This is a genomic window from Pseudomonas sp. RA_105y_Pfl2_P56, assembly GCF_963970845.1.
GTDB lineage: Bacteria > Pseudomonadota > Gammaproteobacteria > Pseudomonadales > Pseudomonadaceae > Aquipseudomonas > Aquipseudomonas baetica_A.
The window spans coordinates 1-25,468 of sequence record NZ_CAXAPL010000012.1 but is presented as its reverse complement, the minus strand read 5'-3'; the positions used below and the strand labels follow the sequence as shown (position 1 = coordinate 25,468).

General features: G+C 56.7%; 16 protein-coding genes and 1 pseudogene. 14 read left to right on the top strand and 3 right to left on the bottom strand.

Going from position 1 to position 25,468, the window contains the following annotated elements; all coding sequences use genetic code 11:
• Positions 1–15 precede the first annotated feature (15 nt).
• The 5 genes from AACY11_RS10525 to AACY11_RS10505 all read left to right on the top strand — a co-directional run bounded on the left by AACY11_RS10525 (position 16) and on the right by AACY11_RS10505 (position 2,544).
• On the top strand, positions 16–327 hold the full coding sequence (locus tag AACY11_RS10525; RefSeq protein ID WP_339466136.1) for a DUF5629 family protein: 312 nt from the start codon (positions 16–18) through the stop codon (positions 325–327).
• Positions 314–1,489, top strand: coding sequence for a lactonase family protein (locus AACY11_RS10520; RefSeq protein ID WP_339494676.1), 1,176 nt, complete (start codon positions 314–316; stop codon positions 1,487–1,489). Before AACY11_RS10525 ends, AACY11_RS10520 begins: the two co-directional genes overlap by 14 nt.
• A gap of 156 nt (positions 1,490–1,645) precedes the next feature.
• A complete protein-coding gene (locus AACY11_RS10515) occupies positions 1,646–1,825 on the top strand; it encodes a hypothetical protein (protein WP_339433186.1) in 180 nt (59 codons plus the stop codon).
• Between the two features lie 252 nt (positions 1,826–2,077).
• Entirely contained in the window at positions 2,078–2,290 is a 213-nt protein-coding gene (locus tag AACY11_RS10510; RefSeq protein ID WP_339433185.1) for a hypothetical protein, read from the top strand.
• Positions 2,287–2,544 carry a hypothetical protein gene (locus AACY11_RS10505; RefSeq protein ID WP_339433184.1) on the top strand — a complete coding sequence of 86 codons (258 nt, stop codon included), beginning with the start codon at positions 2,287–2,289 and terminating at the stop codon, positions 2,542–2,544. The genes AACY11_RS10510 and AACY11_RS10505 overlap by 4 nt, the downstream gene beginning before the upstream one ends.
• An 11-nt stretch (positions 2,545–2,555) precedes the next feature.
• On the opposite strand, the gene AACY11_RS10500 is transcribed toward AACY11_RS10505, so the two are convergent.
• From AACY11_RS10500 to AACY11_RS10490, 3 genes are read right to left on the bottom strand one after another with little or no spacing between them, the layout of a single operon-like run.
• Positions 2,556–3,140: a glutathione S-transferase gene (locus AACY11_RS10500; RefSeq protein WP_339494675.1), complete on the bottom strand. Its 585-nt coding sequence runs from the start codon at positions 3,138–3,140 to the stop codon at positions 2,556–2,558.
• Entirely contained in the window at positions 3,137–6,778 is a 3,642-nt protein-coding gene (locus AACY11_RS10495) for an AAA family ATPase (RefSeq protein WP_339494673.1), read from the bottom strand. Before AACY11_RS10495 ends, AACY11_RS10500 begins: the two co-directional genes overlap by 4 nt.
• The gene (locus AACY11_RS10490; protein WP_339494672.1) at positions 6,775–8,019 is read right to left on the bottom strand and encodes an exonuclease SbcCD subunit D C-terminal domain-containing protein; all 1,245 of its coding nucleotides are present in this window, start codon (positions 8,017–8,019) and stop codon (positions 6,775–6,777) included. The genes AACY11_RS10495 and AACY11_RS10490 overlap by 4 nt, the downstream gene beginning before the upstream one ends.
• Before the next feature lie 351 nt (positions 8,020–8,370).
• On the opposite strand from AACY11_RS10490, the gene AACY11_RS10485 reads away from it, so the two are divergent.
• From AACY11_RS10485 to AACY11_RS10445, 9 genes and pseudogenes are all read left to right on the top strand, one after another.
• Positions 8,371–21,279: a hemagglutinin repeat-containing protein gene (locus AACY11_RS10485; protein WP_339494671.1), complete on the top strand. Its 12,909-nt coding sequence runs from the start codon at positions 8,371–8,373 to the stop codon at positions 21,277–21,279.
• Positions 21,280–21,294: 15 nt separating this feature from the next.
• A complete protein-coding gene (locus AACY11_RS10480; protein ID WP_339433179.1) occupies positions 21,295–21,708 on the top strand; it encodes a hypothetical protein in 414 nt (137 codons plus the stop codon).
• A gap of 177 nt (positions 21,709–21,885) precedes the next feature.
• Entirely contained in the window at positions 21,886–22,389 is a 504-nt protein-coding gene (locus tag AACY11_RS10475) for a hypothetical protein (protein WP_339494669.1), read from the top strand.
• A 78-nt stretch (positions 22,390–22,467) separates the two neighbouring features.
• The gene (locus AACY11_RS10470) at positions 22,468–22,770 is read left to right on the top strand and encodes a hypothetical protein (protein WP_339494751.1); all 303 of its coding nucleotides are present in this window, start codon (positions 22,468–22,470) and stop codon (positions 22,768–22,770) included.
• A gap of 61 nt (positions 22,771–22,831) precedes the next feature.
• Positions 22,832–23,200, top strand: a complete 369-nt coding sequence (locus AACY11_RS10465; protein WP_339494667.1) for a hypothetical protein — start codon at positions 22,832–22,834, stop codon at positions 23,198–23,200.
• Complete coding sequence (locus AACY11_RS10460) at positions 23,179–23,622, top strand: hypothetical protein (protein ID WP_339494666.1); 444 nt, start codon at positions 23,179–23,181, stop codon at positions 23,620–23,622. The genes AACY11_RS10465 and AACY11_RS10460 overlap by 22 nt, the downstream gene beginning before the upstream one ends.
• Positions 23,623–23,721: 99 nt before the next feature.
• Positions 23,722–24,132: a hypothetical protein gene (locus tag AACY11_RS10455; protein WP_339494664.1), complete on the top strand. Its 411-nt coding sequence runs from the start codon at positions 23,722–23,724 to the stop codon at positions 24,130–24,132.
• Positions 24,133–24,648: 516 nt separating this feature from the next.
• Positions 24,649–25,089 carry a hypothetical protein gene (locus tag AACY11_RS10450; protein ID WP_339494662.1) on the top strand — a complete coding sequence of 147 codons (441 nt, stop codon included), beginning with the start codon at positions 24,649–24,651 and terminating at the stop codon, positions 25,087–25,089.
• A 127-nt stretch (positions 25,090–25,216) separates the two neighbouring features.
• Positions 25,217–25,468 (top strand): annotated as a pseudogene (locus tag AACY11_RS10445) (IS4 family transposase); the annotation flags it as partial.

Below are 25,468 nucleotides of genomic sequence, written 5' to 3'. Positions count from 1 at the left end.
GAAAGACTGTTTGCCATGACTGCCCAAACCCTTCTCAACGCCCTCGAACACTGCGATATGGTCGAAATCGACGGCTTGCATGCCTTCAAATTCGCCCTCGATGAAGACGATAACCTGCACATCGAGTGCATCGATGGCCGAGCGGCCAAGCATTGGGAATTCACGCCGGCGCAGGTTGAAGCGGCAACGTTTGACGAAGACCTGCAGAGCTGGCTGATCATTGGTTTTGCCAGCGACACCAAGACAACCGGCGAACATCGCCTGGTCTGCCTCGGCGACGTCATCAGCAGCAGCGACGACGAGGATGAAACTGATGAAAATGCGTAAGTTCTGGCCTCTGTTGATGGCTGGCAGCGTCGGCGCGATGGGCCTTTCCACGGCCTCTGCCGAAAGCTTCCAGTTGCTGGTCGGTTCCTACACGGCGGGCTCCAGCCAAGGCATCTATCGAATGAATTTCGACAGCGCCACAGGCCAGATCGATGCCAGGCCGCTGCAAGTGGTCAACAGCGAAAACCCTTCGTGGCTGACCGTTTCCAAAGACCAGAAACGTCTGTTCGTGGTCAACGAAAACGGCCCCGGCCAGAAGGATTCAATCGGCCGCGTCAGCAGCTACGCGATTGATCCAAAGACCCAAGCGCTGAGCCTGATCAATCAGGTGCAAAGTCTGGGCAACGAGCCCACCCATTCGAGCCTCAGCGGTGACGCCAGCCACCTGTTTGTCAGCAACTATTCGGTGGTCGAAGATCCGGGCGGCACACTGGCGGTGTTGCCCGTCGACAGCGACGGCAAGCTCAAACCAGTGGTGCAGATGAGCGGCCACCCGGCGAGCCGGGTCAATCCCGAGCGTCAGGCGTCCAACCACGTGCATTCGACGGTGTCCTCGCCGGACGGTCGCTATGTGTTCTCCAATGACCTGGGCGCGGACAAAATCTTCATTTACCAATTCGACCCGAAAGGCAATCCGGAGCTGCCGCTGACTGCGGCGAAAACCGCTTCGGTATCGTTGCCGGCCGGCAGCGGCCCGCGTCACCTGTTGTTCAGTGCTGACGGCAAGCATGCCTGGCTGACCATGGAAATGAGCGCGCAAGTCGCGGTCTTCGACTACAACGACGGTGTGCTGACCCAGACGCAAATGATCGACCTGGCGGCCGGGCAGCCGACTTCCGACAAGGCCGCCGCCGCGCTGCACGCGTCCGCTGACGGCAGATTCCTCTATGTCAGCAACCGTGGCACCGCCAATCAGTTGCTGGTGTTCGCTATCGACCCGGCCAGCGGCCAGCTCAAAGAGTTGCAGCGACGCTCGGTGGAAGGCGATCACCCGCGCGAGTTCAGCCTCGACCCAACGGGCAAATTCCTGCTGATTGCCAACCAGAAGAGCAACGAGATTGTGGTCGTCGAGCGCGATGGCAAGACCGGTTTGCTTGGCAAAACCGTGCAGAAACTGCCAATGGACGCCCCGAGCGACCTGAAGTTTCTGACGCGACAATAAGCCACAGGCCCCGGTTTACGGGGCCTGTCTCTTTGTATCAATCGCGCTGATAACAGCTAATGCTACAAAGCATTTCAAGCAAGCAACCGTCGAGCGTTAAGTTTGCTTCACAGCCCAGCCGGGCAAGCAAGCCAACCGAATACGAGGGTTACCGCCATGAACTTCAATCTCTTCTCTGTCATCGCCGCTTCCGCCATCTCTGCCACTGTTGCATTGCCTGCCAGCGCCCACGCTGACGTCAGCAGCAAAAAATCCCACACCCAGAGCTACACCCAGAAGTACCTGCAACAAAGCGCCAATTTCTACGCCGCCCTGGATCACAAAGCCCAACACTGAAAGTCTGCACGCCCAAGGGCTGCCGAAGGCTGCGATTTCTTGATCTTGTTTTTCAAAAGCAAAATCAAGAAATCGCAGCCTTCGGCAGCTTCTGTGCGTGTGTGTTTTGCAACACGATAGGTTTTATTCAACGTCGAGATAGACGGGCTAAATGATCAATGAAGCTGATGGTTACTATGGGAAACCCTGAGTGGTGGCTGCAGCTTTTTTGATTGATTCTGTTGGCACTGAAACATGCCAACGGAGAACACCATGGCCAGCGCAATCATCACTTCTGCCAAACGCGGCGCCTACCTGGTCATCGGTCTTTACCTGGCCGTGGTGCTGGTCGTCAGCGTCACATCGCAAATGGAACACCGTTTCGACGCACCGATTCAAGTTGCCCATCCCGGCATTCAGTTCGAACTTCGCTCGCAAAACGTGACGGTCGATCAGGCCGAACTCGCAGGAGTGGGCGGAGCATGAAAGGCTACAGACTCTGGGTCATCGCCGGTCTGGCGTTCCTGATCAATGGTGCTTCATTACTGGGGATTGGCCAGGGCTCGGTTGGCGCGCTGGCCCGGGCCATAGAGGCCAATCACAACATCGCGCACAACATTGAGCGCGCCAATACGCTGGGGCTGATGGCAGGCAATCCGCCGATCAAAGTCTCGGCCGATTTTCTCGGCCCCTTTGAAGTGGATTGCTCGGCACTCGGGATGTGCCAGGCTCTGGCCTGAACCCGGGTGCTTTATTTCCTCATGATCGAGGTAAAGAGGTCAGATTCGAGAAAGCGCTGCAACCACACTTGCAGCCGCACGTAAGGCGTCTGCGCGAACCACTCGCGATCAACATGGGCGAATTGGCGAACGAATGGAAACAGCGCCACATCGGCCAGGCTTGGATGATCCGCCAGCAAGTAATCACGATCCTTGAGCAACTCATCAAGCGTGTGCAAGAACAGCATCCCTTCAGCCCGATACGCCTCCATCGGCTGTTCGGGATAGCGCTCGGCGTACTTGTAGCGATTCAAGTGAACCTTGAATACCTGATCATTGGCTTCGATCAACTCGGCAACTCTCGAATCACCCTCCAGCCGCCAATCCTGCGGATCATTGTGCGCCAGTGCCCAGCGCATGATCTCCAGGCTTTCATCGATCACCCGGCCATTCGCATCCAGCACCGGCACCGTGCCCTTGGGCGAGAGCACCAGCATCTCGGCCGGTTTGGCCTTGAGGCTGACTTCAACGATCTCCACCGGCACGCCCGAATAGCGCAGGGCCATCCGCGCCCGCATCGCATACGGGCAGCGGCGGAAGGAATAGAGCGTGTTCATTTCACCTCCAACGTGCTCAAACCGTTCCCTTGGCGCAGTACCTGAATCTGCACCGGGATTCGCTCATGCATTTCCTGTACGTGGGAAATGACTGCGACTTTACGGCCCTGCGCCTGCAAGCCGTCGAGGGCGTCCATCGCCAGTTGCAGGGATTGCGGATCGAGACTGCCGAAGCCTTCGTCGATAAACAGCGATTCGATCTTCAAGGTGCTCGATGCCATTGACGCCAGCCCCAACGCCAGCGCCAACGAAACGAGGAACGTCTCACCGCCGGACAACGAATGTACCGAGCGCAGTTCGTCGCCCATTTCCGTGTCCATCACCAACAGGCCGAGCATGCTGCCGCCGCGTTTGAGGCGATAGCGTTTGACCAGTTGCCGCAATTGCACGTTGGCGTGGTGCACCAACAGGTCGAGGTTGTACGCCTGAGCGATCTTGCGGAAAGTGTCGCCAGTGGCCGAGCCGATCAACGCACTCAGACGCGCCCAGCGCTGGTATTCGGCATAGGCGTCGGCGATCTGCTGCGCCAAGGCCTGATTGGCGTTCTGCCGGCGCTGGTCTTCGGCCTGTTCGGCACGCAATTCGGCGCATTGCTGCTCGCTGACGTTGAACTGGTTTTGCAGGTCGGCGAGGGCGCTGGCCAATTGTTCGGCATCGAGATGGGCGTTGTGCTGGGCCTGATGATCGAGCAAACGTTGATTGCGCTCCTGCAACAGCACCTTGGCCTGTTCGATGGCTTTTTCATTGATTTGCAAGCGTTGGCGCAGCTCAGAAAGTTGCGCATCGTCGACGCGCAGCAGGTCTTCGAGCCCGCCGTCATCCAGTTCGGGGTGACGGGCGCGCCAGTCGGCAATCTTGCCGGCCAGATCCTGATGTTCACTGTTCAGCGCCTGCAAGCGTTCTTGCTGCGCGTTGAGTTCGGCAGCGGTCTGCACCAGTTGTGTGCGAACGTCCTGCAGTTCCCGGGCCGTGCCGGTTTCGGCGTTGCGCGCCTGCTCCACGGCCTGTTCCAGTTGCTGTTGCCACTGTTCGGCGCTGGGGTGTTCGCCGAGCAATTGCGCGAGTTTTTGCTGGCAGGTTTGTTGCTGCTCGGCCAGCGCAGTGAACTGCTGTTCGGCGGTTTGCAATTGCTGGGCGCGCAGTTGCTGACGATCCTGTTCTTTTTCCAGCGTCTGCTGGCGCTGTTGTTGTTCTCCCAGCTCTTCCTTTTGCTGATCGATTTGCGCCAGGCGCTCGGCAATTCGTCGGTCGAGTTGCATGAACGTCGCCGCCGGCTCAAGGCGCAAGGCTTCAAGGGTGTCTGCCGGCAACAAATGGCTGAACGCCGACAACTCTTCGTCAAGGCGCTGACGGTCGCTGCCCAGTTCTCGCTGCTGGTTACTCAGCAACTGTGCGGCCTGCTGATGCGCGGTTTCGGCCTGACGCAACTGCTGAGTCAGGCGCGCGGCGTCCTGTTGCAGGGCGAGCAGGGCGCTTTGGCGTTGCTCGTCCTGCGCGATGCTTTGGTTCAACTGCTCGTTTTGCCGGTTGAGCCAGGCGTCGCGTTTGTCGGCGTCTTGGTTCATCAACTGCGCCGCTTGCGGATGAGCGTCGAGGCTCGGCGCGAGGGCATGTTGCTGGTCGGCCAGTTGTTCCTGTTGCTGCAGCAGTTCCTTTTGCTGAGCAATGACCCCGCCGACTTCGGCGCGCAACTCCGTCAGTTTTTCCTTGAGCTGATCGACCACCTGCTGTGCGTTGGCCTGTTCGCTTTCATCGTGTTTGCCGAGGCTTTGCAGCAACGCTTCGGGCTGGTGATACGGATGCTCGTTGCTGCCGCACACCGGGCACGGCTGATCGTCCTGCAACTGCGCGCGCAGCTCTTCGACACTGGCGCTACGGGCCAGACGCTGGCGTTCGAGCAGTTCGCGGGTGACGTTGAGGGTTTGCTCGGCGACAGTCAGTTCAGCTTTGGTCTTGACCCCGTCCTGGGTCAGGCGCTCGCGTTCCTGTTGGGCCTTGAGCTGGCGCTGTTGCAGCTCGGCGCCGCGCTTGTCCAGATCCTGGCGGGTGGCCCAGAGGCGCGACAGGTCTTCAATGGCACGCAGTTGTTTGCGGTTGTCCTGTAACAGATTACCGAGGATACCGATCTGCTCGGCGACGGCATCGGGTTCGGCGCCGGCCTCTTTGAACAGCACTTCCAGTTGCTGCTTCTGCGACGTCAGTTCTTCGGCGCTGCGGCTGGCGGTTTGTTCGAGGCTGGCCAGTTCAGACTGGCCCTTGTTCAAGCGGTTGCCGATCAGCATCAACTGTTGCAGGCGATCGCGGTAGGCATTCCACGCATCACTCAACGGCGCCAGCTCGGCGCTCTGTTCCAGCTCGGCGGCGATTTTCTGCAGGCGTTCAGCGACTTCGGCCTGTTTCGCCTGCAACGCTTGAATGGCGCTCTGGCCTTGTGTGCACGCCTGTTCGGCAGACTGTCGGGCCTCTGCGCTGAGGGCGGTGTCCTTGGCGAGGCGAGCAAGGGTGCTTTGCTCTTCGAAAGCCTGACGCAACAACGGCGCACTTTCGCTGTGTCGCTGCTGCGCTTCGCTCAGGGCGACTTTCGCCGTATCGAGCGATTGTTCCAGTTGCGTCTGGCGTTCGCCGAGTTCGCCTTGTTGCTGGGTGTGCGCGGCAATCTGGGCCGCCAGCGGCGTCAGTTGCGCGTCGAGTTCGGACTTGCGCGCGAACTGGTGACGTTGCGGCGCGAGTTGTTCCAGGCGCGTCAGCTTCAGGCGTTCGCTGGCCAGAGCTTCCCACTGTTGCTGCGCACTCTGCAATTGCTCGGCAGCCGCTTGTTGCTTGTCCTGTAATTGGCGCAATTCCTTGAGCCAACTGTGCTGCTGCTCCAGTTGCTTGAGCTGCGCTTGCTGCAACTTCAATTGCTGCTGGGCGGCGTTGAAACGCTCATCCAGTTCAGCCCGGGCTTCGGGCGGCAGCGGCGTGACGCCGGTGGCCTGATCCTGCAGCAGCTTGTGCGCTTCGCGGGCCTCTTTGGTCTTGTCGAACGCGCGGCGGCCGAGTCGGGTGTAGAGCGCGGTGTCGGTGAGTTTTTCCAGCAGTTCGCTGCGGTCGTTGTCGTCAGCCTTGAGGAACGCACTGAACTCGCTCTGCGCCAACAGCACGGCGCGGGTGAACTGTTCGAAGTTCAGGCCCAGCGCGGCTTCCAGTTGAGTCTTGTATTCGCTTTTCTGGCTGGCGAGCAGTTGATCCTGATCGATATCGCGCAGGCTTTGCCGACTGGCTTGTAACTTGCCGCCAGCCTTTTCCCGCGCACGATTGGCTTCCCAGCGCGCGCGGTAACGACGGCCATCGATACCGACAAAATCCACCTCGGCGTAACCTTCGCCGGTGCCACGGCGCAGCAGAGTGCGCGGGTCACCGGTGGCGATTTCGCCGTCGGCGTCCGGGACTTTGGCGTCACGGCCGGTGTTGTTCAAGCGCGGCACGGCGCCGAACAGCGCCAGGCACAAGGCATCGAGCAGGGTACTTTTGCCGGCGCCGGTCGGCCCGGTGATTGCGAACAGACCGGCACTGGCCAGGGGTTCAGCGGTGAAGTCGATCTCGAAGGGGCCGGCCAGCGAGGCCAGGTTCTTCAAGCGAATGGCGAGAATCTTCATGGCTGCTCGCCCTCCATTTGCACGTCTTGCAGCAGTTCGGCGAAGTCCTTGAGCGTCTGCTCATCGACCTCGTTGCCGTAGTTGTCGAGCCAGGCGCGGCTGAACAATTCCTGCGGGGTAAGTTGATCGAGTTCGATCAGCGCCGTGCCTTCTTCCGCGCCGTCAGCGCCACGGTTGCCGGCGTACTCGGCGGCGATCCGCACCAGGCGCACGGCTTTGCCTTGCAGGGCGCTTTCCACTTGGTGGCGCAGGTCTGGCTGCGGCTCGTCGAGAGTCACGCGGACTTCAAGCCACGGCTGACGCTGGGTTTCGGCGAGCAGATCGATGTTCGGCAGGTCCGCCAGTTGCAGCAGAATCTCTGCCAGCGGCGCCGGGCCGATGCGTTGCAGGTTGACCGCGCGCGGGATCAGTTTCGGCTCGACGCTGACCAGGGTTTCGCCGTCGAGGGTGATGTCGAGAATCTGGTGCTGATAGCCGATCTCCGAGAACGACAACGGAATCGGCGAGCCGCTGTAGCGGATGCGTTCCTCACCGTTGACCTTCTGCGGCTTGTGCAAATGGCCGAGGGCGACATAGCTGATACTCGGCCCGAACAGACTGGCGGGCAGGGCTTCGGCATTACCGATGATCAGGCTGCGCTCGGAATCTTCCGACACCGAACCGCCGGCCATGTGCGCGTGGCTGATCGCGATCAGCGCCTGACCCGGCTTGCGCTTGGCATTGGCGGCTTCGATCAGCCATTCATGCACCTGACCGATACCGCGTAGGTAGTTGTCACCCAGATGCGCGCCAGTCACCTCGGCCGGACGCAGGAACGGCAGCGCCAGGCACCACGCGGCGATTTCGCCTTGGGCATTTGGCAGTGGCAGCAGCAGACGTTCGGCATCGAGCTGGCCGTCATCCAGCCACAACACCCGACCCAGCGCATGGGTACGCAAACGCCGCATCAACGGTGCCGGCAGTTCGATCCGTGAGCCGGAATCGTGATTGCCGGCAATCATCACGATGGTCAGCAACGGCTGCTGCTCGTGGGCGCTGACGATGAAGTCGTAGAGGCGTTCCTGGGCTTTGACCGGCGGATTGACCGTGTCAAAGATGTCCCCGGCAATCAACAGCACATCCGGCTGCGCCAGTTTCAGTTGGCGCAGCAGCCATTCGAGAAAGCACGCATGCTCGAAATCGCGCTCCTGGCCGTGCAGGTTTTGCCCAAGGTGCCAGTCGGAGGTGTGAAACAGACGCAAGGTGGACTCCGCTACAGATAAAGAGGTGATGGCCGCAGGAAAATGATGGGCGGCTAAAGAGGGGGGAGTTTACAGATTATTGCGGTGGGAGGGCTGGTCGTGCAGCGGGTTGCCTGCTGGGTAAGCGTCCGCTTAACCGGCGCCATTCATCGTAACAGCTTGTCGGCGCATCTATTAATTGACGCCAAAATAGTGGCCATCTAATATCGCGCTGCCAACATGATGGCGCTTGGCCAGCAATTCTTCTTTGCACACTATTTACTGTGATCGGCACAGAGGTGTGTGCCTGTTGGAGAGTACTGCGCCTGTTGTCGATCCCGTATTCCTGCCTGCTGTAATGAGACTTCAAACATGGACGTTCGCCAGTACGCCTTTTTTGCTCGCCAGCCTTCTGCTGCCGTAAAAAATCGTGAATCGTTCCTGGGTATGCCCAAGCGCGGTCTGGCGTTTCTGTTGGCCAACGTGATGTTCTGGCAACCGATCTGGGCGCAGGCCGACGGCATCGTTGTGGCTAACCCGAACACCTCGCTGGATCGCGCTGGCAACGGCGTACCGATCATCAACATCGCCACGCCCAACGGCAGCGGGCTGTCGCACAACCAGTTCCACGACTACAACGTAGGGGCGCAGGGCGTCATCCTCAACAACGGCTCTGTGCAGACCTCCGCCACACAACTGGGTGGTCACATCATCGGTAACCCGAACCTGAAGAACAGCGGTTCGGCGCAGGCGATTCTCAACGAAGTCATCAGTGGCAACCCGAGCCAGTTGCGCGGGTACACCGAAGTGGCGGGGCAGTCGGCGCGGGTGATTGTCGCCAACCCCTACGGCATCACTTGCAACGGCTGCGGTTTTATCAATTCGCCGCGTGTGACGCTGACCACCGGCAAACCGGTGTTCGACAACGGTCGGCTGGATCGCTTTCAGGTCGATCAGGGTTCTGTGGCCATCGAAGGCTCAGGCCTCAATGCTACCAACGTCGACCGGTTCGAAATCATCACCCGTAGCGCCAAGATCAACGCGCAACTTCAGGCACAGAACCTGACCATCGTCGCCGGGCGCAACGACGTCAACGCGCAAACCTTGAATGCCACGGCCCGTGCCGATGATGGCAGCGCCAAGCCGCAGTTGGCGATCGACTCCTCGGCGCTGGGCGGCATGTACGCCGGGGCGATCAAACTGGTCGGCACCGAGGCTGGGGTCGGGGTGAAACTCGACGGCAAACTGATCGCCAGCGGTGGTGATATTCAGCTCGATGCCAATGGTCATCTGAGTCTGGTTGATACCTCGGCGACCGGGGCAGTCAACGTCAAGGCTGCCAGCCTCGATGCTCGCGGACCGGTCTACGCCGGCACCAGCGCGAACGTGCAGACCCAAGGTAACCTGACTAACCGCCAGACCCTCGCCGCACGCGACAGCATCAACCTCAGCGCCGGCGGGCAACTGAGCAACGCCGGTGCCATCGTAGCGGGCGTCAATGCCGATGGCAGCCGCAACGCCAGCGGTGATCTGAGCCTGAGCGCGCAGAACCTCGACAACACCGGCAAAAGCCTGATCGCCAGCCGCAACCTGATGGTCAACACCTCGCAAACCCTGAGCAACCAGGGTGGCACCCTTAGCGGGCAAACCACCGCGATCACTGCCGCAACGCTGGATAACCGCAATGCAGGCAAGGTCCTGAGCAATACCACGCTGATCCTGAATGCCACTCAGGTGCTGAACAACAACGGTGTGATCAACAGCAACGCAAAGATTACGGCGAACGTCGGCCGACTCATCAACAGCAACGGTGAGCTGAGCAGTCAGAGCGACATTGTTCTGACCGTCACGTCGCTGGATAACGTCGCTGGCCTGATGACCGCCGGCCGTTTGCTCGACATCACAGCCCTCGGCGCGATCAACAACAGCACCGGCAGGATCGGCGCAAAGCAGAATCTGACCGTGCGAGCGCAACAACTCGACAACAACCAGCAAGGCCAGTTGACCAGTGAAGGCACGTTGACCACCCGCGTCAGTGATCGCTTGAATAACCAGAACAAGGGCCTGATCCAGGCCAACGGCGCGATGGACGTGCAGGCCACGCGTCTGGATAACCGCACCGGGAAAATTTCCAGCCTCAATACCCTGGCCGTCAGCAGCAACAACACCGACAACCGCGGCGGTACGATTCGTGCCGATCAGGCGGCGAAGTTGTTGATCAACGAACTGGACAACCGCAATGGTGGCCTGCTGACGTCGACGGGACTGATGAGCCTCAAAGCCAAGGAAGTGACCAACGATAGCGGACGGATTTCCGCCAAGGGTGATATCGACGCCAACATCGAGACCCTCAATCAACAACACGGCGAACTGGTCGCCGAAGGCAATCTGAAACTCACCGGTAAAACGCTTAATAGTCGTCAGGACAGCCTCGTTGGCTCGCTCAAAACCCTGACGGTCAACGTCGATCAGATCGATAACCGCGCCAGCACACTGTCCAGCCAGTTGGACCTGACCATCAACGGCGCACGCCTGGACAACAGAGACGGCGGCAAGGTGCTGTCTGACACGACCCTGGGCCTGAAAGTCGCGCGGATCATCAACGCCACCAACGGCCTGATCTTCAGCAAGGGCGCGAGCACCCTCAGCGGTATCGGCCTGAGCAACGTCGGCGGGCGCATCGTCAGCCAGAACACGCTGGGCCTGACCTTCGACGAGGCCATGGGCAACCAGCAAGGCCTGATCAGCAGTGAAGGGCAGATGACCCTCAATGGCGGCAGCCTCGACAATCGTCTGGGCAAGTTGTCGAGCATCGAGGCAATGGCGCTCACCACCAAAGGCGCTGTATTGAGTCAGGGTGGCCTGATCGCCTCGCAAAAAGGTCTAACGTTCACCAGCGCCAGCCTCGACAACAGTGACAACGGCGTAATCAGCGCCAAGGCAGATTCGACGCTGACCACCGGCGAGTTCATCAACCGTCAGGGCGGCAGTCTGGCCACCGACGGCACGCTGTTGCTCACCGCCGCTCACCTGGACAACTCGGGCGGGACCATCGGCAGTCAAGAGAAACTGGACGTCTCGGTCACCTCGCTGGAGCAGGACGGCGGCGAGTTGTTCAGCAACGCCGACCTGACCCTGGACATGCACAACGGTCTGCTCAACAACCAGCGCGGCAACATTCATGCGCCGGGTCAGTTGCTGTTCAAGAACCTCAATGAGGTGAACAACAATGCAGGCGAAATGTCCGGCGCCAAGGCCTGGAGCCTCAATGCTCAAAGCCTGAACAACGACGGCGGCAAACTGCTGAGCAACGAAAAGCTCACGCTGATTGTTGACCGTGCCCTGAGCAACATTAAAGGCGTGATCGCCTCAGCGGGCATCGAAGCGCGCAGCGCCAGCCTGGACAATACCCATGGCGAAATCCGTGGTCGCGGCGACGTTGACTTCAGCGTCACCGGTCTGTTCGATAATCAGGACGGCGTGGTCATTGCCGACAACGGCCTGACGCTCAAAGCGGCGTCTCTGGATAATCGTCAGGAAGGTCTGGTGGGCGCGACAAAAGCGCTGAACCTCACCGTCGACCGCGTCGACAACCGCAGCGGCGAACTGTCGAGCAAGGCTGATGTGAGCCTCATCGGCGCCTGGCTCGACAACAGCGACAGCGGCTACATGCTCGCCGGCGGCAATCTGGCGCTGACTGTTAATGAAGTCATCAACCGCAACAAGGGGCTGCTGTCCGGTGACAGCGGCCTGACCCTGACGGGCAAGACCCTGGAAAACAGCGGACGTCTGACCGGCCAGAAAGATCTCGCAATCAACCTCTCTGCGGACCTGAACAACGTGCAGGGCAGTGTCGTCAGCGAAGGGGCTCTGGCGATCAACGCCGATAGCCTCAACAACAATGGCGGCACCGTCTCCAGCGCCAAAGCGCTCACCGTCGATACTCGCGGCGCCATTCGCAACCGCGGCGGCAAACTGCTCACTGACTCCGATCTGACGATCAACAGCAGTGCGCTGGATAACCAGCAACAAGGCACGATCAGCAGTAAAACAAAACTGACCCTCACCACCGGTGACCTCAACAACAGTCAGGCAACGATCTACGCCGGCGACCAACTGCAAGTGACAGCCGGGCAGGTGACCAATACCAACGGCAGCATCGGTGCGGGCAACGCACTGATTGCCAATGTTCGTGGCCTCGATCAACAGGGCGGCAAGCTGTTCAGCAGTAATGCTGATGTCAGCGTCGATCTGAACGGCGGCGTTTTGAACAACCAAGGCGGCGTCATCAGTGCGCCGGGTCAGTTGCTGTTGAAGAATCTGGCTGACGTGAACAACCGTGGCGGCGAGATTTCCAGCGAGCAGGCTTTCGAGCTGCTCGCCAAGTCGCTGGATAACAGCGGCGGACAACTGCTGAGCAATCAGAAACTCACCCTGCAGATCGACAACGCGCTGACGTCGATCAAAGGCAAGATCGCGGCGGCGGCGCTGCAGGTTCGCGCGGCGAGTCTGGATAACAGCGGCGAAGGTGTTTTGCTCAGTGACAGCGATATCGACGTCAAGGTCGATGGCCTGCTGAACAACCAGAACAAGGGCAGCATCAAGGCCGCGCAACAACTGACCCTCAACAGCACCGGCCTGAATAATCAGGGCGGCACGCTGGTGGGTGTTGCGGGCGTCGCGATCGATCTGGGCGCCACCGCACAGGATCTGAATAACCAGGGCGGCCTGATCAGCAGCAAGGGTTTACTGAGCATTGCCCACCTGCGTGACCTGAATAACCAGAACGGCGAGATTTCCAGCGTCAACAGCTTCAGTCTGAAAGGCAGCAGCCTGGACAACCGTGGCGGCAACCTGATCAGCAACGATCAACTGACCATTACTGCGGCGGATCTGAAAAACCAGAGCGGTCTGCTCTCCGGCTGGAGTGGCGTGAGCATCACTGGCGGCAATCTCGACAACAGTCAGCAAGGCAGTGTTTCCAGCCTGCTCGGCAACACCAGCATCGACCTCAGTGGTGCGCTGACCAACCACAGCAACGGTGGCGTGGGCGCGAAGGGTGAAGTGAGCATCAAGGCCGCGAGCCTCGATAACAGCAACGGCACCGTCAGCAGTGGCGGCAAGCAGACGCTGACCCTGACCGGCGGCGCGCTCAGCAATGCTTCCGGCGGCTTGATCGAGAGCGGTGACACGCTGGACGTCCGCGCTGCAACGCTAGACAACAGCGGCGGCAGAATCACCGCGAAAAAAGCCCTGACCTTCACCGGCACACAACTGAACAACAGCCATGGCAGCCTCGTTAGCGATGACAGCGTCAGCCTCGATCTGCTTGGTGCCCTGACCAACGTCAATGGTGCGCTTGGTAGCAACGGCCCACTGCTGATTAAACGCTCCGCCAGCGTCGACAACCGCGGCGGACAATTGATCAGCCGAACCCTGCTGAGCCTGCTCACCAGCGGTGATCTGAACAACAGCCAAAGCGGCACTGTGTCGGCCAAAGACCAACTGGATCTCACCGCTGGCGGCACGCTGTACAACAATACCGATGGCCTGATCTCCAGCCGCGATGCCGGGGTGAACCTCACCGCTGCCGCGCTGAATAACGGCAAAGGTGCCGTGCAAAGCATGACTGCACTGACCGTGAATGCGGGCAGCGGCGCCATCGACAACCAGGGCGGCAAGATCATCGCCCAGAACGGCGATCTGACCCTCACCGCCGCCAGCCTCGAAAGCCGTGGCGGTGTGCTGTCGAGCCTCAAGGGTTTGCTGCAGACCCGCCTGACCGGCGTGTTGCGCAACGGCCAGGGCGGCAAGATCGAAGGCCGCCGCCTCGACCTGCGCGCACTCGGTGGTATCTACAGCGACGGCGGGCGTATCGCCGCCAACAGCGGCAACATTCTGCTGAATGCCGGCGGCAATGCACTTGATAACAGCGGCGGCGGGATCTATGCCAAAGGCTTGGTGAAAGTCGACGCCGGTTCGATGAACAACAACGCCGGACAGGTCAGCGGCAGCGCCATCGAGTTGGGCGTTAACGGCAACCTTACAAACCGTAGCGGCCTGATCGAAAGCGCAAGCACTCTGGGGATTCGCGCCGCTAATCTCGATAACCAGAGCGGCAAACTGCGTGCCTTGGGCACCAGCGGCAAAACCAGTTTCCAGATCGGCAGCCAGTTCGATAACCGCAACGGTCTGGTGGAAACCGCCAACACCGATTTCACCCTCGCCGCACCAAGCTTCCTCAATGCCGGCGGTACGGTGACGCATGTCGGCCTAGGTGAGTTCGGCATCTCGACGGCCAACGTCATGAACGCCGGCGGCTCACTGGTGACCCGTGGCGGCTTGACGCTTAACGCCGACAGTTGGACCAACAGCAGCGTGATTCAGGCCGGGCGCCTGACGGTCAACGTCGGTAATTTCGTCCAGACCGCGAGCGGGCAATTGCTCGCTTCGAATCAGTTGCTGGCGCGCGGCGGTAACTGGACAAACGATGGTTTGATCGCCAGTGATGGCAGCATGGACTTCCAGATCGGTGGCGCATACGGCGGCAATGGCCGAGTGAGCAGCCTGGGTGACATGCAACTGGATGCTTCCACCCTCAACATTGGCAGCGCCGGGAGTATCGCGGCTGGCGGCAACACGGCCGTTGGCGCGCGGGGTGGTTTGGCGGTCGTGAGCAATTATGGCCGGCTTACTGCGGCCAATAACCTCGCTATGAATGCAGGTACTGTTAATAACTACGGCACGCTTGCCGGTGGAACGTCGTTGACACTGACTGCTGCTTCGCTGCTGAACGATCAGGGTGGGTTTTTGTTCAGTGGGGCGGATATGAAGTTGCGAGTAGGTGGTTTTACTAATCGCAAGTCTGATGTTTATAGCTTGGGTAATATTGATGTTGCGCTCAATGAACTAGGTGAGCGATCGGGGTTGGTTGAAAATGATTCCGGAAGCATGGAGAGTGGGCGGGATTTCTCCATAAATGCGGATTCGATTATTAATAAGCGTGGGGGGTTTAAGACCGATGCTGAGTTGTACTCTTCGGCGATAGGGTTTGGGTGCTATAGCTGTGATTCGCTTCCTACTTATGTCAACGACCGGCAGCCCGCCTCGTATTACGTATATGAAAAGAAGTATCGAGTGTCGGTCTCGGGAGATAGCGCTTCAAATGCTGCTTCGTTGAGCTCATCTGGGAACTTGACTGTTAAAGGCGGCTCGTTTCTAAACTCAAATTCAACAGTTGCTGCAGCGGGTAATATAGATATTTCTGTGGGCGGTTTTGAAAATTCGGGCTCTGCTTTAGGTGATTATGTTAGTAGGGAGTATTTTTCATACGATAGACCTACTTATAGCAATATGGCTGAGCTTGTAAAATACAATATATACAATGATGTCGCTTATAATGGAGGTATGCATTTTTGGAATGCTTCAGGCGTCGAGTCGACTACCTATACACAAGTAGGTCGGGATGGTGCTAAGCCCTTTGAAACCGAATATTATCAACGGTTCGGTCCTGTAGTAATAAAACTTGGCATGCTGACGGAAAGGGTCCGTACAGAAATAAAGTTTACAGACTCTCAATATTCGACCGGCACTCGGATGGAGTTGCCTGGTTTCATAAAAGGCTCTACCCCGTTCGATCAAATAGTTGTCTCATCTACCTCGTCTGACAACTTGGTGCCCGCGATCATCCAGGCCGGCGGCAACATATCCATTTCGGCAACAAATAAAATCTCCAACGGCGTGGAGCGCCCATTCTCCACAGGCCTATCAACAACGCCGCGAAGTGCCTCGACTAGCGCTAGCGGAGTGGGAAAACCTGTAATTATCAGCCTTAACAGCCAGTTACCACCCGACCTGGCCCAACAACAGGTCAACCCGCTGACATTACCCGGCTTCAGTCTGCCGGTGGGTGACAACGGCATGTTCCGACTCAGCGGAAAAGGTGGTAGCGAACAAGTCACTGCGCCAGCCCCGACATGGACCGTCGGCTCCATTTCCGGCACCACCGCCCAACGTTCGGACGGCATGCCGGTCCGTCAGGCGGCCGACTTCCAGTTCGACGCCAATGACCCGGTCTCGGTGAAAAAGCGCGATCTGGCGCTTGCCAGTGGCGCATCGGTGAACCTCAACGACAAAACCGCCCAATTCAACGTCGGCACCACTGCCACTGACGGGCCAGTCGGCGTGCAACTGCCCAATCGTGGCAACGTTTCTTTCAATGTGCCTCGAGTACAGGGCCTGCCCGATACCAGCGTGCGCTCCAACCCGCACAAATACCTGATCGAAACCAACCCGGTACTCACTGACCTCAAGAAGTTCGAGAGCTCGGATTACCTGCTGCAAAAACTCGGCTACGACCCGGACAACAGCGCCAAGCGCCTGGGCGACGGCTTCTTCGAACAACGGATGATCCAGCAGGCGGTCGTAGAGCGCACCGGCCAACGCTTCATCGACGGTCAAACCTCCGACCAGGCGATGTTCAAGTACCTGATGAACAACGCCATCGCCAGCAAGGATCAGCTCAACCTCTCGATGGGCGTCACCCTGACCGCGCAACAAGTGGCGGCGTTGACCCACGACATCGTCTGGCTCGAAGAGCACGAAGTGAACGGCGAAAAAGTGCTGGTGCCCGTGCTGTATCTGGCGCAGGCGAATAATCGTTTGGCGCCAAACGGGGCGTTGATTCAGGGCGGTGATGTCACTCTGATCGCCGGCGGCAACCTCGATAACGCCGGCACGCTGCGAGCCTCCAATAACCTTTCGGCCGAGGCTGGCAATAACCTCACCAACACCGGACTGATCGAAGCCGGTGAACGCCTGACGCTCAAGGCCGGCAACGACATCATCAACAAGTCCGGCGGCATCATCTCCGGCAAGGACGTCAGCCTGACCGCCACCAACGGCAGCGTGATCAACCAGCGCGACGTGACCGGCTTCGACCTGGCCGGTCGCGGCAACCTGTTGCACCGCGACTACCTGGACAACGCTGCACGGATCGAAGCGGCCAACGATCTGACGATGAACGCCGGGCGGGACATCAACAACATCGGCGGCGTGCTGCAAAGCGGTCGGGACATGACGCTTGATGCTGGTCGCGATGTGAATATCACCTCGGTTCAAAATCGCAGCACCGATGCTCGTGGCGGCAGTTACCTCAATCAGACTATTACGCAGCACGGCGCTGAAGTGACGTCCGGGCGGGATCTGACGATCACTGCTGATCGTGACGTAACAGCCATTGCCAGCCGTCTGGATGCCAAGCTCGACATGGCTTTGACGGCGGGTAACAACATACTTCTGACGTCGGCTGCCAACGAAAGTGATTTTGTGTCTCGCAGCAAAAAGCGGGCGCAGGAGACTCACAATATTACCCAGCAATCCACCGTGCTGAACTCAGGGCGAGATATTGCCATTCATGCGGGCAACGATTTGGGGATCATCGCCAGCCGGATCAAGGCCGATGAGAACATCAGTCTGAATGCAGAACAGGATATCCTAGTCGCTTCGGCCAAGGACGAAAGTTCTTCTTATTACTACAAGAAGAAAAAAGGATCGTTCGGACGCAGTAAAACCACGCAAAGCCAAAGCTACGACAGTACCAATGTCGCTTCAGTCATCGACGCAGGCGATGACCTGACCGTCAACACCCATAAAGATGAAGACGGCAGCGTCAATCTTGATGGTGGGCGAAATGTCACCATCATTGGCAGTCAGATGAATGCAGGGAATGATTTGGTGTTGGGCGCCAATAATGACGTTTCCGTGCTCTCTGCCACCGAAGAAACCGGCTCATATACCAAGAAAACCAAAACCGGCCTGTTTGGCATGTCGTCCAAGGGCAGCAGTCACCTTGCCACCAGCGTTACTCAGGTCGGTAGTGAACTCAACGCCAAGAACGACGCCGTTATCATCGGTGGCCGCGATATCAACTTGAATGCCAGCGTGATCAACGCGGACAACAATGCGGAGTTGCATGCCGGCCTTTTGGACAAGACCGGGGACATCAATCTCTCCGCTGCCGATAACGAAGCCTACAGTCGGGCCGAGGAGTTCAAGAAAAAGCTGGGCCTTTCACTCAAGGACACCGTCGGCTTGTTTGCAGGCACCCCGGGAGCGGGCGCTGACATCACCGCAAATGCATCACATAAAGGCGGACGTGAAGTTGTCAGTTCCACCAGTGTCGGTAGTGAAATCAATGCTGGTCATGACGCCATTCTGAAAGCGACCCGGGACATCAACATTATCGGTAGCGGCATCAATGCCGGTCACGATGCCAACATTGATGCCGGTCGTGATGTAAACGTGGTCGCCAGTATTGATGAGCAACGCAGCAGTAGTTGGGAAACCAACAAGAGCTATGGCATCAAACAAACCATCGACAGCAATGCCTTCAGCACCTTTGTCGGCAATGAAACAATCAAGAATGGAGTCAACAGTAGCGGGCATACCGCTGCTGGTAGCTCCATTTCTGCCGGGCAGAACCTGAATGTCGCTGCCGGTCGGGACTTCAATCTTCAAGGTTCAGACATGGAGTCGGGCATTGACTTGAAGGTTAACGCCAAGCGGGACATCAACATTGATGCCGCTGAACAAGCGAGCGTGATTACCACCTGGGACAGCGTCAAGCGCAACGGCACTACGACCACGATGGCCTACAACATCGGCAATACGCTCAACACTCTCCAGGGAGCTGGCAAGGGCGAAGATGGGGTCAGCAAAGGTTCGAGTGTGCTGAAGTCAGTCGATACCCTCGGCCAGTTTTTTGCCGGTGCGACGTTCGATGGCCATGAAGGTGCTTCGAGCATCGGTCAGACCCATACGCAGACATCAATCAGCAATCGTCCTTCCACGCTTTCGGCGGGCAATGACATCAGTCTGGACGCTGAAAACAACGTGAGCGTTCACGGTAGCCAGTTGGACTCCGGACGTAACATCAACATCACCGGGAAAAACATCGTCCTTGATGTCGCTCACGGAGCGCAAAGCAGTGACGGCAATCACACTCAAAGCAAAGGAGGCCTCAAGGGGGGCACCACGGGTGGATTCAAGCTCGGAGTCGGCGTCAGTAACGCTGCAAGTCAGGGCGAGTCGTCCCAAGGCAACTCCGTCGCGACCGCGCTCAATGCCGGTGGCAGCATCAATCTGGACGCCAAAAACGATCTGACGCTGGTTGGCACCCATGCTATTGCCGAGCGTGACATCAAGCTCAAGGCGGGTAATGACCTGAATATCCTGTCGGCGCAAAACGCGTCGAGCAGTGAAGACAGTCGTCGTAGCTGGGGGGCTGAGGGGGGAGTCATCGCCGGCAACGACGGATTTGGCTTCTATGGGTCGGTCAACGCCGGTCTGGGCGACCTTAAGCGTGAAGGTGTCCAGCAACAAGAGGCGTATCTCTACGCAGGCAACAGTCTGAACTTCGAAAGCGGTCGCGATACCAAGATTGCCGGAGCGACTCTGCGCGGCGATGAAGTGATTGGTGACGTGGGTCGCAATCTAACGGTGACATCTGTACCCGACACCGGCAAGGTCGAGGGCAAGGAGATGGATGCCAGCCTGACGCTGGCGTTCAGTGTGGGCATGACCGCGAGTGGATCACTGGGCTATGGCCAGACGACTGGCAAGACCAACTGGGTCGAAAACCAGACCGTTATCAGTGGCAAAAGCAAAGTCGATATCCGTACCGAAGATCACACGCAACTGGACGGTGCGCTGATCTCTGCCGACAACGGCAACCTGAAACTGGATACCGACACGCTTGGCTATCGAAACATCACTGGCAAAGACAATGAACATGGTTATTACCTGAACGTCAGCGGCAGTTATGGTGGCAGCGCAAACTCCCAGGCTGACAAACCCAACAAGGGCATGGAAGGTCCGGATAAAAACAGCTGGGCAGTGGAGGGTTACAACTACACCAAGAATCGCGAGCAGACACTCAACGCTACGGTTGGCGCAGGTGAGATTGTTGTCCGCCACGATAAAGCGACCGGTCAGGACTCCACGGCGGGACTTAATCGTGATGTAAGCAAAGCTTATGAAGTGACTCGCGATGACGAGCACCGAACGGATCTCTACGCGAGCAGTACCTCCGTAGGCGCGGTCATGAATCCGGTGAAGACTTATAACGCGTGGAAGGAGAGCGTCGAAAACTACGGTGACAACAGCATTGAGTCGCTGAACAAACTGTTGGACCTGGTGCTTGCTACAAACGCGTTTGCACTGGGTGAAGGTGTAGGCAAGGCGAATAACATTCTTGCCGATCGGGCCGTTACTCGCGCGATCGTAAAACTCTTACGCAATGAAACAACGCGAAAGAAAACGATCAATATCGCCTTCATTAATATGACGAACGGCAACGTTACGCCAGAAACTCAAGCGTTGGCTGACAAAATTGCTCAAATTGCAGCGACCAATCCGGGCCTGGCGCTGAGCATGATGTTGGGACTCATGCGCTTGCAGCCCAATACGCCTGGCCAAACAAACTTTTTACCTTTGGCAGTGGCTGGAGGAGCGCTGGTTGCCCTGAGCGCTGCGCTGCTGACGGCGGCAAACTCACCACAGAATCAGGACGCTATGCGCGACGCCGTCAATGCCTTTATTGAGTCGACCAAGGACTCAGGGCTGCAGATGCAAGAGCGCCTGAAGGTGGCTGCCGAGTTGTGGCTGACCATTGTCGGTACGGCTTTCCCGATAGAACTGCTGGATCCTAAGTTCGGAACGCTGACCAACCCGATTATAGAAACTGACGTTCTTCATCCCGTAAGCGCAGGTGGCAGCACTATCGAGCCCCCGTCACCGAGCAGTACAGGCGGGAGCACGATTGAAAATGGAGAAGGGTGGAGCACGGTTTCTCCGGTGGTAGACCCTCTGTCGCCGGGCAATATGTACAACAGTCCGGTTGATTATCCGCATATCATTGGTGCGGATTATGATAAGGATGGCAATCCTACCGGTGCACATACCTTATTGAACGGGGATGTAAGAATTGTGCCTGGCACGCAGACGCCGGCTGATCCGTCCGGTGTATACGAGGCAACGGTGCAGGTGCGTGATCCAAATAACCCTAATCGATGGCTCACCAAAACATCGAATAATGGTGTGAACTCGATGTTCCCGGCTTCTTGGGACAAGGCTCGAATAGTTGCAGAGGTTGATGCCGCATGGAACAGTCCTGCAAAAGTTGTTAACGGAACTGCTTGGCGGTCAACAACGCCTTCAGGTGTAAGTGTTCGCGGCTATACCACTCCGAGGACAACGGTTTTTCCTGTTTATAGACCATAAATATCGGATGCATTCATGGAACTGAGGTTTTTTCATCAATCGGCCGGTCCTCACCCTGTTTTGGGCGAGGTCTTTTATGACATGGCGCAAGTGAGCCCGGGGCAGGAGGGGGCTCAACGCTATGAGCTTTATGTTTGCAGCACGCTGGAGGCCGTTGCTCAAACCCCGGCAAGTTGTGATCGGCTGCTTCGGTATCTGGCGTCGGTATTGGATGGCACAGAGCAATCAATTTGTGCGGGTGGAAACGACGTTGTTTTGAATATCGATACAACTGGTGTGCAGGTTGACATATCAATCAACGACGACTGGATCGGTCAGCCAGAAAGCAAATTCACCTTGCAGGAATGGCAAAAAATTCTCGAGGGTTGGAAATACCTTTTGGAGTTACCAAAGGGTTCTGATGAGATTGTGCTTGTCAAACTGCCGTAGAGAATGTTGGATACTACAGAGTATGGGTAAATGGGACAGACCACGTTTATTTAAACGTGGTCTGTCTGCGGTTCTGCTCCGAATTGTTGTCTAGCTTTCGTGTCAGTCAGCAAGAAATCAACTGATCAAAAGCGCTGAGAAAGGCCAGCAGCGCTCGCAAGAAAAAGGAAGCTTGTGTTGACCAATAGATACGCAGTTGTTGTGGAATCAGGATCTGACTTGCCTGACAGAGAGGTTCTGGTCAGTCGGGCATGGGGCGACGTTCCCGTCTCCTACATCCAGGATCAAGAGGCGTTTAACGACTGCAGTTTTCTCGATTTAAAAGTCAATAAATGGGAACTCAACAGGGAGTGGAGCGCTAAGCAGGACAGCGAACTCTGGATAAGAATTGAAAAACTTAAAGGGTCAGCGCTCGATGACTTTCTGCATAGAGACGGCTCTCTTTGGCCTGTCGATTTGGCAGAAAAAACGCTCATGATTATTGAGTTGGACGAGGGCGGGAGTGCGCTGGACCATTGTCTGTTGCTGCGTTTGGTGTCGGTTTTTATGGAGCAGTTCAAGGTCTACAGATGGTCTGACGGTATCGTAGAGGTGAGTGACGAAATTGTCGCTTCCTTACCCGCTCAACAGGCTGTTCTAGAGCGATTGATCGGATGTGAACAGGCTGCCAGAGGCAAGTAACGTGAAGAATTTGGTTAAAGAGGGAATATGAATGGCCCTGATGAAACTCCGCCTTTGCCCAGCACCGAGGGTTTAAGAGTGATCACTGAAGATATAAAGATCGTCGAGGAAATTTTCCAATTGGTCGAAGCAGGCATCGTCCATGGCTATGACGCGTTCCGATATGGTGTGGAGCTCGGAGAGGGCTACATAGAAACGGAATTAGCCGTCGAAAAAGATGGAATTGAGGACTGGAACGCCGAAACCGATATAAACGGGGCGATAATTCTTCGTCTGGTCGATCAGCTGCAGGCAAACGCAGTCAAACGTGGTGAACCCTGGAAGTTTTTCGTTCTCTCCTACCGCGAAGGCGAACAAGTGAAAACGAAATTTAACTACTGATTTGATAATGCGCGTGGTCTGTCCCGGTCTAATTGCGGGCGGAAACTGCTGGAGAATGGAAATGCGGGTTGAAAGCTTGTTCAATCAGGCCCGAAGCATGGTTAAAGGGCTTTATATTCACGCGATGGATGAGCTTGGGTTTCGTCCGGAGCAAGCTTTTGCCTATGCTCAGGATGAGCTGGAGCGCCTGATGCGCAAAGACGCACCTGGTCCGAATGCAATCCTGCAGACGGCCATTTATATGGAAGGTAACCGACGAGGCCTGAAGTTGTCGAAAGACAGCCCTTACGCGATTGATATGTTGGATATTTTGAACGACACGTACAATCAGTGCAGTGTTGAGAGGCTTGTTGAGGCTGGGGTCAATGACGAGGAGCTGAGAGCCATTCAGTTGGACATGGACACAGTGTGCAAGGTGTTTCTTTCTTAAGAGAAACGGCGAGTACAACAACGATGTTTATCAAGTTTGATAAGTTTATAGAGATGTTCGCTGATGAGGAGTATCCAAAGGACTATTGGTCTGACGTCGCCATAATCAGCGCCTCCGAAATGCTGGTTGGCTTTTCTGAGGGTGATTGGCTGGATCTCTTCGCGGTTGTAGACAGTAAAAGCGATTTTTGGGCGTTGCGGCTCTGTGAGACGCTGGGAGATTCCCCGGATGAAAGAGCACTGCTCGTATTGTTGAAGATGAGCTCACGCAATGGCAGCGTGATTTACGCTGCACTGGAATCCATCAGATCTTTGATCAGTCTTGGCCTCGATGTGTCGACGTATGCGGATCAGATCAATGCTGCGACTGAACGTGCGCAGCATGTGACGGGTAAAGTGGGTTTGCTTCCGGTTTTCCTATAGGTCTGAAAGGCGCAGATGAGGTTGTGTTAGTCCAACTGCCATAAAAAAGTTGATCCTCAGCGTACGAACTGAGGAGTAGTCGTAAATTCCAAGGCATTTATGGAACTGAAATTTTATCAAACCGCCGGCGGTACCTACCCCGAAGGACAGTTGTTTCACGCGATCGTTGAAGTGAATACTGATCAGGAAGACGCTGAACGCTATCAGCTTTATGTGTGCAGCGTTCTTGATGCCATCGCACAAGTTCCGGAGGATTGTGATCGTCTGCTGGCAGCTATTTCATCTGTAGAGGTGGGCGTGCAAGCTTCAATCACTGACGGGGGAAACGATGTCCTGTTGAATATGAGTGATGAGGGAGTACAGGTCGATATTCTGGTCAACGATGACTGGACTGGGCAGCCGCAAAGCTGGTTTACGTTGCAGGAGTGGAGGAAAGTTCTGGAGCAATGGAAGTGGCTTCTCGAATTGCCGGATGGTTCTGACGAGGTCGTGATACTGAAATTGCCATAGGTCATCACTGAAACGGAAGAAAGGGGCTGAGATTAGAATCGATAAGGATTTGATGAGCAGTCGGTACGCTGTTGTGTTAGGTCGAGGAAGCTATAAATAGGACAGACCACGTTTAAGTAAACGTGGTCTGTCCCCGATTCTGTTTCCGATTCTGTTTATTGAAAGATGGCCAGTTCAGAGTAATTGAGGTGCACAAGCCATGAGCATAATGATGGTGTTCGAATTTGAGGGTTGCCCCCGTGTCGAGCAACTAATAGATGTCCTGAGAGCACTGGGAGCGTCAGTCGACGCTGAAGATTCTGAGTTCTCCGGGAGTTCTGCTGTCCTTTCAATATGAATCAATATACGCAGTTAGGGATCACGATCTTGTGGTGTATAAGAAGATGATTGAATAAGTGGCGGTTTATAATGAGCTTAAAAAGCTTCTGTGACCTGTTTTTTTCTCAGAGGGGGTAATGGGGTAGATCACATTTAAATAAACGTGGTCTGTCTCGAGGGATCAAAGGTCTTTAATTTATGGCAGTTGTGAATGAAGAAGGCCATCTCCTGACTGTTATTGCTGAAGTTGGCGTATTGGAGTGGCAAAAGTATCAACAACGTTTTCCAAAAGTAAGGGTTGGGAATGAAATGCAGCGGGAGGATCATTCTGCGCTGCCACCCTTCATCGCTTTCAGGTTTGAGTGTATTATCAAGATTGATATCGACAAGTTGAAGGCCGCCGTGGAAGGGTACAAGGGGTCTTTATCATGGTCGCTTGTTGGCCGGTCACGCGAAGAGCTACCCGGGATTAACTGGATGATTGCACCGTCAAGGATGTGGGAGGTGGGTGAATGTGCTCTGCAAGCAAACATGACGGCAGCGGTCTATTTGTCCATTCATGAACCTTTACTTGGTCCAGTGGCATACAAGGATTTAATTGGACTGACGGAACATGTTCGTTCTGTGTTCGATCACTGAGGATAACGGGACAGACCCTGAGGGATCCCCGATTTTTCTTACAGAAAGTCAAGAAGTTGGAATATTGAAGAGGCCTGCATGAGTCGGCAACTTGGTTTGCACCACACAAATACAAGAAACCGAACCCATGCAAGCCATCCGATTTTTGCACAGAGCGCTCGCTCAAGCACTGCCCTCTATCCATTCTCGCCGCCTGACATCACTGATGAGTTGTGTCAGTTCGTTACTGCAAGGACGTCGACTGACACTGACCGCTCTTGGTCGCTTCATGACGGGGCGTGCTTATCCCAAGCATTCGATCAAGCGTGTGGATCGGTTGCTGGGCAATCAACACTTGAGATCAGAGCGTCCATTGTTCTATTGGGTAATGCTTCGGGCA

Bases quoted from the DNA above. Each gene is read 5' to 3' on its own strand.
- AACY11_RS10525 (WP_339466136.1), top strand. From the start codon at position 16: ATGACTGCCCAAACCCTTCTCAACGCCCTCGAACACTGCGATATGGTC.
- AACY11_RS10520 (WP_339494676.1), top strand. From the start codon at position 314: ATGAAAATGCGTAAGTTCTGGCCTCTGTTGATGGCTGGCAGCGTCGGC.
- AACY11_RS10515 (WP_339433186.1), top strand. From the start codon at position 1,646: ATGAACTTCAATCTCTTCTCTGTCATCGCCGCTTCCGCCATCTCTGCC.
- AACY11_RS10510 (WP_339433185.1), top strand. From the start codon at position 2,078: ATGGCCAGCGCAATCATCACTTCTGCCAAACGCGGCGCCTACCTGGTC.
- AACY11_RS10505 (WP_339433184.1), top strand. From the start codon at position 2,287: ATGAAAGGCTACAGACTCTGGGTCATCGCCGGTCTGGCGTTCCTGATC.
- AACY11_RS10500 (WP_339494675.1), bottom strand. From the start codon at position 3,140: ATGAACACGCTCTATTCCTTCCGCCGCTGCCCGTATGCGATGCGGGCG.
- AACY11_RS10495 (WP_339494673.1), bottom strand. From the start codon at position 6,778: ATGAAGATTCTCGCCATTCGCTTGAAGAACCTGGCCTCGCTGGCCGGC.
- AACY11_RS10485 (WP_339494671.1), top strand. From the start codon at position 8,371: ATGGACGTTCGCCAGTACGCCTTTTTTGCTCGCCAGCCTTCTGCTGCC.
- AACY11_RS10480 (WP_339433179.1), top strand. From the start codon at position 21,295: ATGGAACTGAGGTTTTTTCATCAATCGGCCGGTCCTCACCCTGTTTTG.
- AACY11_RS10465 (WP_339494667.1), top strand. From the start codon at position 22,832: ATGCGGGTTGAAAGCTTGTTCAATCAGGCCCGAAGCATGGTTAAAGGG.
- AACY11_RS10455 (WP_339494664.1), top strand. From the start codon at position 23,722: ATGGAACTGAAATTTTATCAAACCGCCGGCGGTACCTACCCCGAAGGA.
- AACY11_RS10450 (WP_339494662.1), top strand. From the start codon at position 24,649: ATGGCAGTTGTGAATGAAGAAGGCCATCTCCTGACTGTTATTGCTGAA.